General features: G+C 73.0%; 19 protein-coding genes. 13 read left to right on the top strand and 6 right to left on the bottom strand.

The window, feature by feature from the left end; all coding sequences use genetic code 11:
• Window positions 1-178 precede the first annotated feature (178 nt).
• The 8 genes from ACZ63J_RS46060 to ACZ63J_RS46025 are packed head-to-tail and all read left to right on the top strand — an operon-like array spanning window position 179 to window position 5,399.
• A complete protein-coding gene (locus ACZ63J_RS46060; protein ID WP_465339008.1) occupies window positions 179-424 on the top strand; it encodes a hypothetical protein in 246 nt (81 codons plus the stop codon).
• Window positions 421-1,653 (top strand): FAD:protein FMN transferase, encoded by a 1,233-nt coding sequence (locus ACZ63J_RS46055; protein ID WP_465401482.1) that lies wholly within the window; start codon window positions 421-423, stop codon window positions 1,651-1,653. The genes ACZ63J_RS46060 and ACZ63J_RS46055 overlap by 4 nt, the downstream gene beginning before the upstream one ends.
• Window positions 1,650-2,219: a ferric reductase-like transmembrane domain-containing protein gene (locus ACZ63J_RS46050; RefSeq protein WP_465401481.1), complete on the top strand. Its 570-nt coding sequence runs from the start codon at window positions 1,650-1,652 to the stop codon at window positions 2,217-2,219. Before ACZ63J_RS46055 ends, ACZ63J_RS46050 begins: the two co-directional genes overlap by 4 nt.
• Entirely contained in the window at window positions 2,216-3,346 is a 1,131-nt protein-coding gene (locus ACZ63J_RS46045) for an NADH-ubiquinone oxidoreductase-F iron-sulfur binding region domain-containing protein (protein WP_465401480.1), read from the top strand. Before ACZ63J_RS46050 ends, ACZ63J_RS46045 begins: the two co-directional genes overlap by 4 nt.
• Window positions 3,343-3,537: a ferredoxin gene (locus ACZ63J_RS46040; RefSeq protein ID WP_465401479.1), complete on the top strand. Its 195-nt coding sequence runs from the start codon at window positions 3,343-3,345 to the stop codon at window positions 3,535-3,537. Before ACZ63J_RS46045 ends, ACZ63J_RS46040 begins: the two co-directional genes overlap by 4 nt.
• A 17-nt stretch (window positions 3,538-3,554) precedes the next feature.
• A complete protein-coding gene (locus ACZ63J_RS46035; protein ID WP_465401478.1) occupies window positions 3,555-4,127 on the top strand; it encodes a suppressor of fused domain protein in 573 nt (190 codons plus the stop codon).
• 40 nt (window positions 4,128-4,167) lie between these two features.
• On the top strand, window positions 4,168-4,917 hold the full coding sequence (locus tag ACZ63J_RS46030; RefSeq protein WP_465401477.1) for an SIR2 family NAD-dependent protein deacylase: 750 nt from the start codon (window positions 4,168-4,170) through the stop codon (window positions 4,915-4,917).
• Window positions 4,914-5,399 carry a GNAT family N-acetyltransferase gene (locus ACZ63J_RS46025; protein ID WP_465401476.1) on the top strand — a complete coding sequence of 162 codons (486 nt, stop codon included), beginning with the start codon at window positions 4,914-4,916 and terminating at the stop codon, window positions 5,397-5,399. The genes ACZ63J_RS46030 and ACZ63J_RS46025 overlap by 4 nt, the downstream gene beginning before the upstream one ends.
• Here ACZ63J_RS46025 and ACZ63J_RS46020 read toward each other — a convergent pair.
• Window positions 5,396-5,923, bottom strand: a complete 528-nt coding sequence (locus ACZ63J_RS46020; protein WP_465401475.1) for a YciI family protein — start codon at window positions 5,921-5,923, stop codon at window positions 5,396-5,398. The genes ACZ63J_RS46025 and ACZ63J_RS46020 overlap by 4 nt on opposite strands.
• A 34-nt stretch (window positions 5,924-5,957) precedes the next feature.
• Here ACZ63J_RS46020 and ACZ63J_RS46015 point away from each other — a divergent pair, with 34 nt between their 5' ends.
• The gene (locus ACZ63J_RS46015) at window positions 5,958-6,488 is read left to right on the top strand and encodes a hypothetical protein (protein WP_465401474.1); all 531 of its coding nucleotides are present in this window, start codon (window positions 5,958-5,960) and stop codon (window positions 6,486-6,488) included.
• A gap of 46 nt (window positions 6,489-6,534) precedes the next feature.
• On the opposite strand, the gene ACZ63J_RS46010 is transcribed toward ACZ63J_RS46015, so the two are convergent.
• From ACZ63J_RS46010 to ACZ63J_RS45990, 5 genes are all read right to left on the bottom strand, one after another.
• The gene (locus ACZ63J_RS46010; RefSeq protein WP_465401473.1) at window positions 6,535-7,737 is read right to left on the bottom strand and encodes a glycosyltransferase; all 1,203 of its coding nucleotides are present in this window, start codon (window positions 7,735-7,737) and stop codon (window positions 6,535-6,537) included.
• Window positions 7,738-7,870: 133 nt separating this feature from the next.
• The gene (locus tag ACZ63J_RS46005; protein WP_465401472.1) at window positions 7,871-9,340 is read right to left on the bottom strand and encodes an aldehyde dehydrogenase; all 1,470 of its coding nucleotides are present in this window, start codon (window positions 9,338-9,340) and stop codon (window positions 7,871-7,873) included.
• Between the two features lie 78 nt (window positions 9,341-9,418).
• Window positions 9,419-9,604: a hypothetical protein gene (locus ACZ63J_RS46000; RefSeq protein WP_465401471.1), complete on the bottom strand. Its 186-nt coding sequence runs from the start codon at window positions 9,602-9,604 to the stop codon at window positions 9,419-9,421.
• A 347-nt stretch (window positions 9,605-9,951) separates the two neighbouring features.
• Window positions 9,952-12,129 (bottom strand): serine/threonine-protein kinase, encoded by a 2,178-nt coding sequence (locus ACZ63J_RS45995; protein ID WP_465401470.1) that lies wholly within the window; start codon window positions 12,127-12,129, stop codon window positions 9,952-9,954.
• Window positions 12,130-12,165: 36 nt separating this feature from the next.
• Window positions 12,166-13,125: an SDR family NAD(P)-dependent oxidoreductase gene (locus ACZ63J_RS45990; RefSeq protein WP_465401469.1), complete on the bottom strand. Its 960-nt coding sequence runs from the start codon at window positions 13,123-13,125 to the stop codon at window positions 12,166-12,168.
• Between the two features lie 105 nt (window positions 13,126-13,230).
• Here ACZ63J_RS45990 and ACZ63J_RS45985 point away from each other — a divergent pair, with 105 nt between their 5' ends.
• From ACZ63J_RS45985 to ACZ63J_RS45970, 4 genes are read left to right on the top strand one after another with little or no spacing between them, the layout of a single operon-like run.
• Entirely contained in the window at window positions 13,231-13,776 is a 546-nt protein-coding gene (locus tag ACZ63J_RS45985; RefSeq protein WP_465401468.1) for a DUF6069 family protein, read from the top strand.
• A 2-nt stretch (window positions 13,777-13,778) separates the two neighbouring features.
• Window positions 13,779-14,195 (top strand): nitroreductase/quinone reductase family protein, encoded by a 417-nt coding sequence (locus ACZ63J_RS45980; RefSeq protein ID WP_465401467.1) that lies wholly within the window; start codon window positions 13,779-13,781, stop codon window positions 14,193-14,195.
• Between the two features lie 22 nt (window positions 14,196-14,217).
• Window positions 14,218-14,847 carry a hypothetical protein gene (locus ACZ63J_RS45975; RefSeq protein ID WP_465401466.1) on the top strand — a complete coding sequence of 210 codons (630 nt, stop codon included), beginning with the start codon at window positions 14,218-14,220 and terminating at the stop codon, window positions 14,845-14,847.
• Complete coding sequence (locus tag ACZ63J_RS45970) at window positions 14,847-15,068, top strand: hypothetical protein (protein ID WP_465401465.1); 222 nt, start codon at window positions 14,847-14,849, stop codon at window positions 15,066-15,068. The genes ACZ63J_RS45975 and ACZ63J_RS45970 overlap by 1 nt, the downstream gene beginning before the upstream one ends.
• Window positions 15,069-15,433: the final 365 nt, after the last annotated feature.

Raw genomic sequence — 15,433 nt, 5'->3', positions numbered from 1 at the left:
GTTCGTGCCGTGTCGTGGTCCGGCTCGTGAACACCAGGAAACCTCCGGCGGACAACGGAAAGAGTGGGTGAATCGCTGTCCGGTGTCAACCTCCTTTCGTAGTGTCCATTGTGGACAGCCAGGGGTTTGACAGGTCGCTCCCAGCTCGCTCAAAGGAACGACGCCGAGACTCGTTCCCATGGACCCCTACACGACCGGCGGAGCGGCCCGCCGCGAGCACGGCCGCCGCAAGGCCGCCCTGGCCACGGCGGCCGCGGCGGTACTCGGAGCGGCCGCGGTCGGCGCGATCGGCTTCGGCCTGTCGTCCGCCTCGGCCTCCCAGACGACGACCACCACGGGCACGACCGGCGACCAGCTGCAGTCCTCCGACAGCGGCGTGGACTCCGGCTCGGGCAGCGCGCACACGGGCTCGGGTGCGTCATGACGGCGTTTCGCGCACTGGGCACCACGGCGGAGGTCCTGGTGACGGACCCGGCGCGGCTCGAGGTGGCGGTGCTGCTGCTGCACGAGGAGCTGGCCGCGATCGACGCGGCGTGCAGCCGGTTCCGGGCCGACTCGGAGATTTCGCGGCTGCACGAGGTCGCGGGTCGGCAGGTTCGAGTGGGGGAGCTGCTGGCGGAGGCGCTCGGCGCGGCGTTGCGGGCGGCTCGGCTCAGTGATGGGCTGGTGGATCCGACCGTGGGGACGGCTGTGCGGGCGCTGGGGTATGACCGCGACTTCGCGGAGGTGATCGCGGGCACCTTGGATGCGGCGGGCGGCGATTTGGCGTCGCGCGGGTTTGATGCGGATCGGCGCTTGCCCGCGGTTGCGGGCGGCGGCGAGTTGGCTTCGCGTGGCACTGGTGCGGATGATGGCCTGGCTGGGGCGGTCGGTGGCGGGCCTGCCTCGCGCGGGCTTGGTGCGGATCGGCGCATTGCTGAGTCGACCGGCGGCGCACCTGCGCCGCGCGGCCCAGGCGCGGATTCTGGCTTCGCTGCGCCGACCGGCGGCGAACCAGCCCCGCGCGGCCTTGATGCGGATCGGCACCTCCCCGCACCGACCGGCGGCGCACCTGCCTCAACTGCAAGCGTCGCCGTTCTCACCCAAAGCGCCCCAGGCTGGCACCGAGTCCTCTTCGACCCCATCCACCGGCTCGTCGTCCTCCCGCGCGACATCCACCTCGACCTCGGCGCCACCGCGAAAGCCCTCGCCGCCGATCGGGCCGCTCGGCGGATCCACGCCGTCGTCGGGTGCGGGATCCTCGTCAACCTCGGCGGTGACCTGCGCACCGCCGGTCGCGCTCCCGAGGGCGGCTGGCAGATCGCCATCGGCGACGACCACACCGAAGCCGTCGCGCGGCCGGACACCACCGTCGCGCTTCGTGCCGGAGGTCTGGCCACCTCCGGGACCACCCGGCGGCGCTGGCGGCACGGCGGCCGGACCGTGCACCACATCGTCGACCCGCGCACCGGGGATGTCGCGGAACCGCGCTGGCGCACCGTCACCGTCGCCGCGAAGTCCACTGTGGACGCCAACACCGCGAGCACCGCGGCCATCGTCCTCGGGCCCGAAGCGCCCGGCTGGCTCACCGAACGCCACCTCTCCGCGCGGCTCGTCGGCGTCGACGGCGACGTCGTCCTGACTCCCGGCTGGCCCGAAGAGCGGGCGTCATGAGTACCGCCGTCTGGTACTTCAGCCGCGCGACCGGCCTGGTGTCGCTGGTGCTCTTCACCGGCGTCGTCGTCCTCGGCGCGCTCGGCGCCGGCCGGTTCGCGACGCGGACTTGGCCGCGGTTCACCGTCGCCGCCGTGCACCGGAACCTCGCGCTGACCAGCCTCGGCTTCCTCGCCGCGCACGTCGTGTCGGCGGTCCTCGACGGCTACGTCCCGCTGAGCTGGTTCGACGTCGTCGTCCCGTTCGGCTCGGACTACCGGCCGCTGTGGGTCGGCTTCGGCGCGGTCGCGATCGACCTGCTGCTCGCGATCGTGGTCACCAGCCTGCTGCGCACCCGCATCCGGCCGCGCGCCTGGCGCGCGGTGCACTGGCTGGCCTACCTCTGCTGGCCGGTCGCCCTCGTGCACGGCTTCGGCATGGCCGAAAACGACGCCGCGTACGGCTGGATCGTCGCCCTCGACGTGCTCTGCGTGCTGGCCGCGCTCGGCGCCGTCGTCTACCGCGCCGGCGTGAAGCACGCCGACACCGAAACCCGCAAGCTCTCGCCGCTGGGAGGCACCCGATGAGCACCCTGCCCCCGCACCGGCTCGACCTGGCCGGGCACCGGCGCCGCAACGGCGTCGTCCCATGGGTCGCCTACCACGGCGAAGACGGCCGAGACCGCCTGATCGACGCCGTCGACGCGGCCGGCGTGCGCGGCCGCGGCGGCGCGGGCTTCCCGACCGCGGTGAAGCTGCGCGCGGCCCGGGCGCGACGCTCGATCGTCGTCGCGAACGGCTGTGAGGGCGACCCGCTCAGCCGGAAGGACGCCGCGCTGCTCACGCTGTCCCCGCACCTCGTGCTCGACGGCCTGCAGCTCGCCGCCCACGCCATCGGCGCCGGCGAGGCCGTGCTCTGCGTCCACGCGGACAGCCCGGTGCTGCCGAGCGTCACCTCGGCGCTGGCCGAGCGCGACGACCTGGTGCCCGTGCGGATCGCCGAGATCCCGCGCCGGTACGTCGCCAGCGAGGAAACCGCGCTGGTCCACTTCCTGACTTCCGGCGACGCGCGGCCGCTCGGCAAGCTGCCGCGGCCCGCCGAACGCGGGGTGCGGGGCCGGCCGACGCTGGTGGACAACGTCGACACGCTGGCGCAGGTCGCGCTGGCCGTCCTGCTCGGCCCGCACCACTACCGCGCGGCCCGCACCGACCTGGTCACGGTGACCGGCGCGGTCCGGCGGCCCGGTGTGGTCGAGGTGGCGCCGGGCGCGTCCGTCGCCGAGACGCTGGCCGCGGCCGGCGGTGAGGCCGAGCCGGTGCTAGCGGTGCTCGTCGGCGGTTACGGCGGCACGTGGACGTCCGACCTGGGCGACGGCTTGACCGGAATCCCGGCGGTGTACGCCCTGCCGGCCGGCGCGTGCGGGCTGGCCTACACGGCCGGCGTGCTGAAGTTCCTCGCCGCCGAGTCGGCCCGCCAGTGCGGACCGTGCATGTTCGGCCTGCCGGCGATTGCGGCGGACTTCGCGGAGCTGGTCCGCGGCGGCCCGTCGACGGCCCGGCTGGCCCACCGCATCCCGCTCCTCACCGGCCGCGGCGCGTGCGGCCACCCGGACGGCGCGGCCCGCCTCGCGGCGTCGGCCCTGCGGACGTTCGCGTCCGACGTGACCGCGCACCTGGCCGGCGGCCGGTGCCGGGTGCTGGAGGGAGTGGCGTGAAGCTTTCGGTGGACCCGATCGGCTGCCGCGCGCACGGGTTGTGCGCCGACCTGCTGCCGGAGTCGGTGCGGCCGGACGAGTGGGGTTACCCGGTGGTGGCGCCCGGCGAGCTGCCGCCGGAGCTGGTGGCGGACGCCCGTCGCGCGGCGGCCGCGTGTCCCGCGTTGGCGTTGCGGCTGCGGAAGAACTGAGCGGTAGGGTCGGCCGCGTGACAGAGTCGGCTCCCGGCTGGGACGCGATCGAAGCCGCGGTCGCGGCGCACCTCCCGGCGCAGGAACCCCTGCACTGGGGCACGGACACCCTGCCCGGCCAGGACGGCGTCTACGGGATCAGCGCCTACCGCGGCGCCGGGCACTGGCTGCTGGTCACCTTCGGGCTGACCGAGCTGTTCACCAAGGAGAGCGACGACCCCGGCACCAGCGGCTGGGGGATCGAGCTGACGATCCGGGTGCCCGGCGAGTCGCCCGCGCCGTGGTCGCTCGAGCTCCTGCGGAAGCTCGGCGGATACGTCTTTTCGACCGGCCGGGTGTTCGCGCCGGGCCACCGCATGAGCCCGGGCGGCCCGATCACCGGCTCGGCCGGCACGCGCCTCACCGCGCTCGCGTTCGACGTGGACCCGGTGCTCGGCAAGATCACCACACCGCACGGCGCGGTCACGTTCCTGACCGTCTTCGGCATCACCGAAGACGAGCTGAGCGCCGCCCAGGAGACGACCACGGCCGAGGTGCTGACGGCGATCCGGGAGGACAACCCCTTGCTGGTCACCGACCCGGCCCGATAACCGGTCGTCCGGACGCGGCCGGCTCGTTAACCTCCGTGCCATGGACGAGAAGCTCCTCACCCGGATCCGCGGCGCCCGGCGGATCGCCGTGCTGACCGGTGCGGGTGTCTCCACCGCGTCCGGGATTCCCGACTACCGCGGCCCCGACGGCGTCTGGACACGCACGCCGAGCGCCGCGAACGCCTTCACGCTCAAGGACTTCATGGCCGACGCCGACGTGCGGCGCGAGTTCTGGCGCGGTTACGCCGGGCACGCCGCCTGGCGCGCCGAGCCGAACGCCGCCCACCGCGCGCTCGCGAAGCTCGACGAAGCGGGGGTCGCCGTCCGGGTCCTCACCCAGAACGTCGACGGGCTGCACCAGCGGGCCGGCCTCGCCGCCCGCAAGGTGCTCGAACTGCACGGCACCATGCACACCACGCGCTGCACGGCGTGCCCGGTGCGGCTGCCGACGGCCGAGGTGCTGGCGCGCTTCGACGGCGGCGATCCGCGGTGCCCGGACTGCGGCGGGATCCTGAAGCTCGACGTCGTCCTCCTCGGACAGAGGCTGGACGGCGACGTCCTCGGGCACGCGCGGAACATCGCCGCGGCGAGCGGGCTCTTCCTCGCCGTCGGCAGCTCGCTGCAGGTGGAGCCGGCCGCGTCGCTGTGCACCGTGGCCGTGCAGTCCCGGGCGACGCTGGTGATCGTCAACCGCGACCCGACACCCTACGACGCAGACGCCGATTTTGTGGTGCGGGAAGACATCGAGACCGTCGTCCCGGAACTGTGCGACGCCGTGGCGGCCGCGTGATCCGCGAGGCCCGCGACGAAGACTGGCCGCGGATCTGGCCGATCATCAGCGACGTCGTCACCGAGCAGCGGACGTTTCCCTACGACCCCGCGATGACCGAACCCGAGGCCCGGCGGAGCTGGCTGGTGGCTCCGCCGGCCCGGGTGGTCGTCGCGGTCGACGGGGACCGCGTGACCGGCACCGCGAACATGTACGCCAACCGGCCCGGGCCCGGCAGCCACGTCGCGTCCGGCAGCCTGATGGTCGCGAAGGCGGCGCGGGGCAAGGGGGTGGGCCGCGCCCTCACGACCGACCTGATCGCCTGGGCGCGGCGAAGCGGCTTCGCGGCGATCCAGTTCAACGCCGTCGTCGACGTCAACACGGCCGCCGTCCGGCTCTACGAGAGCCTCGGGTTCGTCACGCTTGGCACCGCGCCCGGCGCGTTCCGCCATCCCGACCTGGGTGACGTCGGGCTGCGGATGATGTGGCTGGACCTGCGTTAACGGCGTCCGCCGAACTGCCAGGAGTGCACTTCGACGGCGGCGTACCGCTCCGGCGTCAGCACTTCGCGGGCGGCTCGGGCGTCCGGCGCCCGGAGGAGGGCGGCGGTGCCGAGCCAGGCGGCGCCGTCGTCGGACAGGAGCGGTCCGTAGGCGATGAGGTCGTGCCCGGCCGGAACCGTGGTGTCGGCCGGTCCTTCGCCGAGGCCGAGCACCAGGTAGCCGGTCGGCTCCCCGGGCGACTCCCACATCGTGCGGCCGAGGCTGTTGCGCCACCGGCGGATCAGCACGTCCCGGTAGGCGCCGGCCTGGTAGGCGGGCTCGTCGAAGGCGAACGCCCGCGCGGCGGCGGGGTCCGGCAGGTCGACGATGTGCACACTGCCGGTGAGGACGTCGCCGTCGAAGGTCGGGCCGCGGGCGATCATCCGCTCCGCGTAGCCGTCCATATAGGACCAGTGCGCGGCCAGCGTGGCCTCGCGCAGCGGCCGGGAGCCGGGGCGGTCGCGGTGGTGGCAGAAGAACTCCATACCCTTCAGTCTCCCCGGCTGGCAGACTGCGGTGGTGCACGATCCCGCGTCGCTCACGGATCCGGAGAACTGGACCGGCGGCTTCTACGAGCTTTCCCTCGAACTCGACGACGTGCGTTTCGACGCCGCGGTGAGCGCGGTGTGGCGAGCGGCGGGCGCGGTGCCCGCGCTGGAGACGTCGTCCGGCCACCTGCGGGGCACGGTGACCTTCGGCGGCCCGGTGGTCTGCGGCAGTTTTGTCACCCGCTACGACGACGGCCCGGACTGCGTGACGTTCTACCTCCCGCTCACCGCGCTGTCGCTGCTCGAACACCGGATCGGCGGATTCCCGTCCGGGTCCTCGGGCGGCTCCGGGTCGCCGGCGTCGCGGGCGGCGCTGGACTCGTGGCTGGCCGGGGTGGCGGCGAAGGCATTCCGCGAGGTCGGCTTCCGCCTCGGCCTGATCGGCTTCGAGCTGGACCCCCTGACGGCGGCCGAGGTCGGCGGGGTGGTGCCGGAGGAGCGGTGGGCCGGCTACCTGCTGCCGGTCGACGGCCGCCTGGAGTACACCCCGGCCAACCGCTAGCGCGCCGCCCGGGGTGCCGGTCGCCGGCACCCCGGGGAAACCGACTTCAAGCCGACGTCAGCGGCGCCGTCGCCAGCAGGTGGTGCGCCGCGACGCTCGCGCCGTCCGCGCGGACCCGGGCCGCGAACCGCCGGGCCGTCCCGGCCACGGACGGGTTCAGCGCCGCGCCGAGAGCCGCCGTCAGCGCCTCGGCCGTCGGCACCCCAGGCTCGGTCGCCGCGCCGAGGCCCAGCTCGCGGACCCGGCCCGCGAAGTAGTGCTGGTCGTACATCTGCGGCACGACGACCTGCGGCGCGCCCGCGCGAGCCGCCGTCGTCGTGGTGCCGGCGCCGCCGTGGTGGACCACCGCGCCGACCCGCTTGAACAGCGCCTGCTGGTTGATCTCGTCGATGCCGAAGCAGTCCGGCTGCCCGGCCACCGCGGCCAGCCCGGCCCAGCCGCGGGCGATGATCGCCCGCCGGCCGTGCGCCCGCGCCGACGCGAGCATCACTTCGGCGAGCTCGCCCGGCGCGCGCATGCTGCCGAACCCGAAGTACACCGGCGGCTCACCCGCGTCGAGGAACTCCAGCAGGTCGTCCGGCAGCGGCCGCTCGTCCGGCCAGACCCACGCGCCCGTCTGGACGACGCGCGCGTCGCCCGGCTCGGGCCACGGCGCCAGCGCCGCGTCGGCGGCGAGCCACGGCCGATCGGAGAACACGTGCGCCTGCAGGTCGTCGACCGGATCCTGGCCGGCCGCCGCGCGGCAGGCGTTCACGTGCCCGCCGAAAAGCGCGTTCCAGCGCTGCGCGTCCTCGTCCCAAAGGGCACGGTTCTCCGCCTTTCCGGGCGTCCGCCACGGCATCGGCGGCGGCGCGTGCAGATCCGACGGCAGGGTGATCGGGCAAAAACTCGCATAAACGTAGGCGGCGCCGGTCCGCTCGGCGATCGAGCGGGTCGCGAACTGCAGCGCGCCCGCGGCGAGGAGGACGTCACATCCTTCGGCCGCCACGGCGATCGTCTCGAACTGCGTCGTGACGGTGTCTTCGACCGCCTTGCGCATTTCTTCGGGTGTCGGACGGCTCCCCGTGGCGGTTCCGCGCAGCTCAGGGCCGATCGGCACGACGTCGAACCCGAGCTCGTCGAGCCAGTCCCGGAAGTCCGGCGGCACGCACAGGCGGACGTCCTGCCCGAGCGCTCTCAGCTCCGAGGCCAGCGCCACGACCGGCTGAACCTCGCCCCGCGAGCCGATCGTGGACAGCAGCACACGCATGACGGAATCCCCTCCGCTGGAAAAAGGTGAGCCCGAATTGTGGACCCGCACCGGGGTCTTGCCACAAGCCCCGGGGTCGGCTATATGTTCAAGTGGGGAGAGGGAATCCCGCCGCGGTCGAGGTCGCCCGGAATCAACCGAGGGTGAACGGATCCCGCGTCCCGCCGGTCAGCTCGACCCACACCGCCTTGTCGACCAGGTACTCGTCGATCGCGTGCACGCCGTTCTCGCGGCCGAGGCCCGAGCTCTTGACCCCGCCGAACGGCACCGACGGCGCCACGACGCGGTAGGCGTTCACCCACACCGTGCCGGCCTTAAGCTTCGCCGCGACGCGGTGCGCGCGGTGCACGTCCTTCGTCCAGACGGCGCCGGCGAGCCCGTACGGCGTGTTGTTGGCCAGCCGGATCGCCTCGGCTTCGTCGGTGAACGTCAGCGCGGCCAGCACCGGCCCGAAGACCTCCTCGCGCACGACCGTCGACTCCGGCGTCACCCCGGTCAGCACGGTCGGCCGGACGAACAGCCCGCCCAGCGCCGGTTCCGCCTCGCCGCCGCAGACGACCGTCGCGCCTTCGGCCTTCGCCGTTTCGAGGTAGTGCAGCACCTTTTCGTACTGCGGCGTGTTGGCGACCGGGCCCATTTCGGTGCCGGGCTCGTTCGGGTCGCCCAGCCGGATAGCCTCGGCGCGCTCGGCGATGAGCCGCACCAGCTCGTCGTGGACGTCGGCGTGCACGATCAGCCGGGACCCGGCCATGCACGTCTGGCCGGTGGCGGCGAAGACGCCGGCGACAACCCCGTTCGCGGCCGCGGCGAGGTCGGCGTCGGGGAACACCACCTGCGGCGACTTGCCGCCCAGCTCCAGCGTCACCTTGTTGAGGTTCCCGGCGGCGGCCACGGCGACCGCGCGGCCGGTGGCGGTCGATCCGGTGAACGCGACCTTGTCGACCCCCGGGTGCCCGGCCAGCGCCGCGCCCGTCTCGCGCGAAAGCCCGGTGACGACGTTGACCACGCCGGGCGGGAACCCGGCTTCGGTGACCAGTTCGGCCAGCCCGAGCGTCGAGACGGGCGAGTGTTCCGACGGCTTCACGACAACCGTGCACCCGGCGGCCAGCGCGGGCGCGAGCTTCCAGGTGAGCAGCAGCAACGGCGAGTTCCACGGCGTGATGGCCGCGACCACGCCGGCCGGTTCGCGGCGGGTGTAGACGAGGTAGTCCGGGTTCGGCGCCGGGATCTGGCGGCCCTCGATCTTGTCGGCCAGGCCCGCGAAGTAGTGGTACCAGCCGCCGAGCCCGGTGAGCTGGCCGATCATCTCGCGGTAGAGCTTGCCGGAGTCGTTGACCTCAAGCCGGGCGAGGCGCTCGGCGTGGTCGCCGATGAGGTCGCCGAACCGGCGGAGGAGGGCGGCGCGGGCGAACCCGGTCGTCGCGCCCCACTCACCCTCGAGCGCCGCGCGGGCCGCGGCGACGGCGTCGTCGACGTCCTCCGGGCCGCCGTCCGGGACGACCGCCCACGGCTGTCCGGTGTACGGGTTCTGCGACTCGAACGTGCGGCCCGAGCGGGCGCCGACGGCCTTGCCGTCGATCAGCAGGGAAAACCGGGGGAGCATGGGCCGTCCTTTCGCTGTGCGACCTGATCAGCCTGCACCCTTCGGGGTGTCACGCGAAAGGGGGTACGCCGGAATTGATCACGCGGCTTCGGAAAGCGTTTCCGGCGCGGTCAGTTCTTCGGCGAAGATCGTGTCGATCTTCCGCGACGCGGTCCGCAGTTTCGCGACACTCGCGACGAACAGCAGGACGGCCGCCGCAGGCACCACGAGCAGCACCGGCGGCCACCCGGCGCCGACCACCGCGACCACCGAGAAAATGGCCATGACCAGGAAGACTGCCCGGCCGGCGACCCGCGGCCACGCGGGACGGGGCTTGGCGTGCCGGCCACGCGACGTACGCAGAACCGGCCGCACCAGGGCAGCGTGGACACTCATTCCGACCTCCGGAAAGTCGACGAACCGGCCGGGACGGGGATTCCCGGCGGTGGGTACCGGCACCGCGTTCGGCGCGGCGGACACGGTGGATGTGTCGGGGCCGAGCCGGTTCCGGTTACCGGTCGTTATTGCTTCGAGTCCGAATCCGGGGAATCGAATTCGGCGCGCATTATGGTCTGTTTCACGGCGGTTCCGGCACTAGGGCCGATGGGCCCGGTTCGTGCGGCCGGAGGTCCTCAGGACTCGTCGTGGCCGGGTCCCTTGCCTTTGCCCTTGCCACTGTTCCCGGTCTTCGGCGGCTTGGGCGGCTTTGGCCCTTTCGGCGGATGCACTGCACTCGAACGGGTGACGGCAGCGGGTTCGAGATCTGCGGCTTCGGTGACCCTCGGCGTGGGAGCGGGGTTCCCGGACTCTGCGAGCGGGGCCGAGGAGGGCGGAGCGGTCGCGGGCGCGGAGGAGTGAGGGGCCGGTTGCTGGGCGGGGGTGGTGGTCCCGGCGCCGGGGATGGTGAGCAGCACGGCCGCGAGGGCGGCAGCGGCAACGGCGGCGATCCCGACGGCCAGGGCGAGCCGACGGGGGCGGGCCGGGGGAGGCCCGATGTGCTGGGTGGGGCGGGTGTGGGGGAGGGGGCGGTTGCTGGGGTCGGCGGCGGTGCCGAGGTGTGGGGCTGGCTCGGCTGCTTCCGGCCACGATGGTGCGGGCGCGTCGCCCTGCGGAGCTGTTCCGGCGGCCGCTGCCGCGATGTCTGGCGAAGCCGGCCCGGCTCCGGCGGCTTCCGGCCGGTCGGCGCTGGCCGGGGAGTGCGCTGCGGAGGCTTGTTGTGAGGCTGCTGCCGCGATGCCTGGCGAAGCCGGCCCGGCTCCGGCGGTTCCCGGTTGGTCGGCGCCCGCTGGGGAGTTCGCTGCGGAGGCCTGTTGTGAGGCTGCTGCCGCGATGCCCGGCGAGACCGACCCGGCTCCGGCGGCTTCCGGGTGGTCGGCGCTGGCCGGCGAGGTCGCTGCGTGCGAGGCTGCTGCCGCGATGCCTGGCGGGGCCGACTCGGCACCGGCGGCCTCCGGCCGGTCGGCGCTGGCCGGGGAGACTTGGCGCGAGGCTGCTGCCGCGATGCCCGGCGAGACCGACCCGGCTCCGGCGGCCTCCGGCCACGATGTGGCGGGCGTGTCGCCCGGCGAAGCTGTTCCAGCGGGGGCCGCCGCGATGTCTGGCGAAGCCGACCCGGCTCCGGCGGCTTCCGGGTGGTCGGCGCTGGCCGGGGAGTTCGCTGCGGAGGCTTGGTGCGAGGTTGCTGCCGCGATGCCTGGCGAGGCCGACGCGGCTCCAGCCGGGCCATCCGTCGCGGCGGCGTAGTTCGAAGCTACTCCGGCGTTTGCCCGCCGTGCCGTGGCGTCCGCGATCTCCGAACCCACCGCGGAACCGGCACTCATCACATGCGGCTGGGTCGGCGCGAGCACCCCGTCAACCGCCCCCTGCCGCCGCCCGATCGCCGTCAACCCGGCGGCCACTCCGCGGCGCCACCAGGAACGTGTGCTCGGCCAGGACACCACCGGCACCGGCGCGTGCAGCAGTTCCAACACCTCCGCCGCCGTCGGGCGGTCGGTGGGCTCGCGCCTTGTCATCCGCTTCAACGTGTGGGCCAACGATGGCGGCAAGCCCTCCGGGATCCGCGGTGGCCGCGTCAGGCGGGCCATCGCCGCCTCGATCATCGTTCCCGAATACTCACGCTGGCCCGTCACGCACTCCAGCAGGATCAGCCCCAGTGCGTACACGTCCGCCGGTGGGCCTGCCGGCTCGCCGCCGACCTGTTCCGGGGCCAGGTACGCCGCCGTGCCCGGGACCACGCCCGTGCCCGTTATGTGCGTCGTGTCGAGTGCGTGGGCGATGCCGAAGTCGCCGATCAGCGGGCCGTCCTGCGACAGGAACACGTTGGCGGGCTTCAGGTCCCGGTGCACGATCCGCCGCGCGTGGACGTGCGCCAGCGCTTCGGCGAGGCCGGCCGCCAGCGCCGTCACCTCAGCCACCGGCATCGGGCCGCCGAGCAGGCGCTCCGCCAGGTTGTCGCCTTCGACGAGCTGCATCACCAGGAACGTCCGGCCGCTCTCGGAGCCGCTGTCCAGCAGCGCCACCACACCCGGGTGCGTGATGCTCGCCTGGATGTCCATCTCGCGCAGCCGGCGCCGCTGGTCGAGCGCCACGACCTCGCGGTCGTAGATCTTGACGGCGACCTCGCGGGTGAGCCGCGAGTCGAAGGCGCGGTAGACGCGGGCCGTGCCGCCGCTGCCGATCAGCCGGCCGACCTCGTACCGCCCGGCCAGCAGCTCGGGCGGCCGGACGTCCCCGAGGACCGGGTGCGGCGCCGAGCCGAACTCGCTGAGCGCGAAGCGAGCACACGTCACGTCTTCCGCGTCGTCGGCCACGGCCGCGATGTACCCCGATCCCGTGAAGCGCAAACGTCAGGCGGCCCCGAAGGCGTCCACTCCGGTCAGTTCCGCCGAGAGCGTCCACAAGCGCGCGGCCTGCTCCCGGTCGACGGCGTACGAGCGCACGCCCGACGCGGTCAGGCCCTCGGCGTCGGCCAGCTCGGCGACGTCGCAGTCCTCCAGGTACAGCCCGCCGAGCCCGGCCAGCTGCGGTGACGTCGCGGCCCAGACCGTCGTCGCCGCACCCTGCTCCGGCGTCTTGAACTCCATCAGCATCGTCCCGGCTTCGTCCATCCAGCCGCGCTCGACCATCTCCGCGCGGGACAGGTGCCGCTGCAGCGGCGTCATGATGCCGCCGGGGTGCAGCGCGAACGCGCGGACACCGCGCGAACGGGCCAGTTCGTCGAGGTGGACGGCGAAGAGCACGTTGGCCGTCTTGGCCTGGCCGTAGGCCGCCCACTTGTCGTAGCCGTGGGTGAACTGGACGTCGTCCCAGCGGATCGGCGAGTTGTGGTGGCCGCGCGAGGACAGCGAGACGACGCGGGCGCCGTCGGCGATCGCCGGCCACAGGCGGTTGGCCAGCGCGAAGTGGCCGAGGTGGTTCGTGGCGAACTGGGCCTCCCAGCCTGGGCCGACGCGGGTCTCGGGGCAGGCCATGACGCCGGCGTTGCCGATGAGCAGGTCGATCCGCCGTCCGGAGGCCAGGAACCGGTCGGCGAAGCCACGGACGCTCTCGAGGTCGCCCAGGTCCAGCTCGTCGACCTCGACGTTCCCGAGGCCGGCCAGCGCCTCCTCGGCGGCCGCGCGACGGCGGGCCGGGACGACGACGTGGGCGCCCGCGCCGGTCAGCGCGCGGGTGGTTTCGAGGCCGATCCCGGAGTAACCGCCGGTGACGACGGCGAGCTTTCCCGTGAGGTCGACGCCCGCGACGGCTTCGGCGGCCGTGGTGGTGGCGCCGAAGCCGGAGCCGAGCTTGTGCTGTGCGGTGGTCATGACGCCGACGGTACGAGCTGGAGTGCACTCCAGCGCAAATCGCGGCCGGGGCCGAAACGGGGGACAATCGACGGCGAGAGGCGCCGCCGACCTAGGAAGGCTCTGATGGCCGACTACTACGGGAACCAGCCCCAGGACGTCCGCCCGGGGATCGACGCGCGCCGGTTGTGGGCGGGCGGCGTCGCGACGGCGGTGATCGCGGCCCTGCTCGCGGTGGTCGGGCTGCTGATCGCGCGCGGCGTCTTCGAGGTCGAAGTGCTGGCCCCAAAAGGCGAAGGCGTCTGGGGCAACGCGAGCACCACGACGTACGCACTGGTCGCCGCCGCGGTGGCGCTGCTCGCCACCGGGCTGATGCACCTGCTGAGCGTCGCGACGCCGGCGCCGTCCCAGTTCTTCGGCTGGATCATGGTGCTCGTCACGTTGATCGCGGTGGTGCTGCCGCTGACCCTCACGGTCGCCCCGAGCGCGAAGATCGCCACGGCGGCGATCAACCTCGTCATCGGGCTCGTCATCGCCGCGGTCGTCAACAGCATGGCGGCCAGCGCCCGGACGCTGCACCGGCGCCGCAGCCAGCAGCCCGCGCCAACGCGCCAGTACCCGCAGCAACAACAGCAGCAGCCCCCGCCGACGACGCGCTACTACGACCAGTGACCATGGACGTGCAGGAGACGAACCGCCGCGTGATCCGCCAGTTCCGCGCGGGCGGCGAGGTCGAAGGCATGCACCGCGAGCGGCTGGTGCTGCTCACCACGACGGGCCGGAACTCCGGGAAACCGCGGACGGTCCCGATGATGTACCACCGCGACGGCGCCCGGCTACTGGTGGTGGCGTCCAACATCGGGGCGCCGAAGCACCCGGGCTGGTACCTGAACCTGATCGCCGATTCCCGGGTGAAGGTGGAGGTGGACGGCCACGAGTTCGACGGGGAGGCGCTGCCGCTGCTGGGGGCCGACTACGTGCGGACGTGGGCGGAGCTGGAGAAGCACTACCCGTTCCTTGCCGACCACCAGGCGAAGGCCAGGGAAGCCAAGCGGGTCATCCCGATCGTGGAGCTGTCCGAAGAGGACTGAACTGGCGGACGAACGTGTCGACGTGACCGAGAATGTCTCCCCGCCCCGCTTGCACGACTTGAACGAGCGCGAACGTGATCTTGTTGATGCCGCGCGCGCAGGAAGAACGCTGACCTGCGGAGATCTCGAGAGCGGTGACCCAGGTCAGCCGATCCGGTCGCAGCTGCTGCGGGAGCTCCTGCTCGGTCGGCACGGACCGGTCGATCCCCGGGGTCTCCGCGTCTCGGGTGCCCGGATCATCGGGGCGCTCGACCTCGACAACGTGGTCGCCCAGGCCGGGATGACGCTCACCGAATGCCACTTCACCGAGCGTGTCTCAGCCTGGAACGCCAAGCTGCCGTGGCTGGATCTGAGCCGGTCGCGACTGCCGGGATTTCGTGCCGATCTGAGCGAGATCGAGGCGGGCCTGTGGCTCACCGGCATCGTCGTCTCCGGAAGCGGGGCCGAGGGCGTGGTCGGACTCAGGGGGGCTCGGGTCAACGGGCCGCTCAACCTCTGCGACGCGCAGATTTTCAACGAAAGCGGAGCGGCAGTTCGAGCCTCCGGCATCGAGGTGAACGGTGACGTGCTGATGGCGGCGCGAGTCTCAGCGGTGCGGACAGCGGCGGTGTCGTACAGCTGTTCGGTGGTCACATCGGCGGTTGGTTGGTGATGAGAAACGCCGAGATCGCCAACCGGAGCGGCAAAGCGATCCAGGCCGGGCAACTCGAGGTGAAGGGAAACCTGAACTGCGGAGGGGTCGTGGCCTCCGGCGACGATTTCGGCGGAACGATCTCCCTGATCGCCGCCCGCGTCGGCGGTGACGCGTTCCGTCCTGTGCTCAGGCACGGGACACCGAACGGGCATGCGATGACGCGAAACTCGTCGACCTGAACGGGTTCACCTTCGGTGCGCTGGAGGCGGCTCCCGGGCGGCCGGTGCCTTGGCGCGAATGGCTTCACCTGATCCGCTACCACACGGATTCCTACCGCCCGGGCCCTTACCAGGTCCTCGCCGGCGTGGAACGCGCTGCGGGGCACGAGGGAAACGCCAGAAGAATCCTGATCGCGCAGCAGAGGGACATTCACCGGTGGGCCCCGGAAGCCTTGGGTGGGTGGCCGACCCGGGGCTTCCACCGGCTCTGGGGGATGCTGGCCGGGTACGGCTACCTCACGAGGCGAACCGCGGTAGCCCTTCTTCTCACCATGCCCCTGGCAGGCGGACTCGGTGCGTGGGCCGGGCGGGTGACCGACGGTGGC

The sequence above is a fragment of the Amycolatopsis sp. NPDC104863 genome (genome assembly GCF_055582965.1).
Note: the sequence above shows the minus strand (reverse complement) of the source record. Positions and strands in the feature narration are given on the sequence as shown.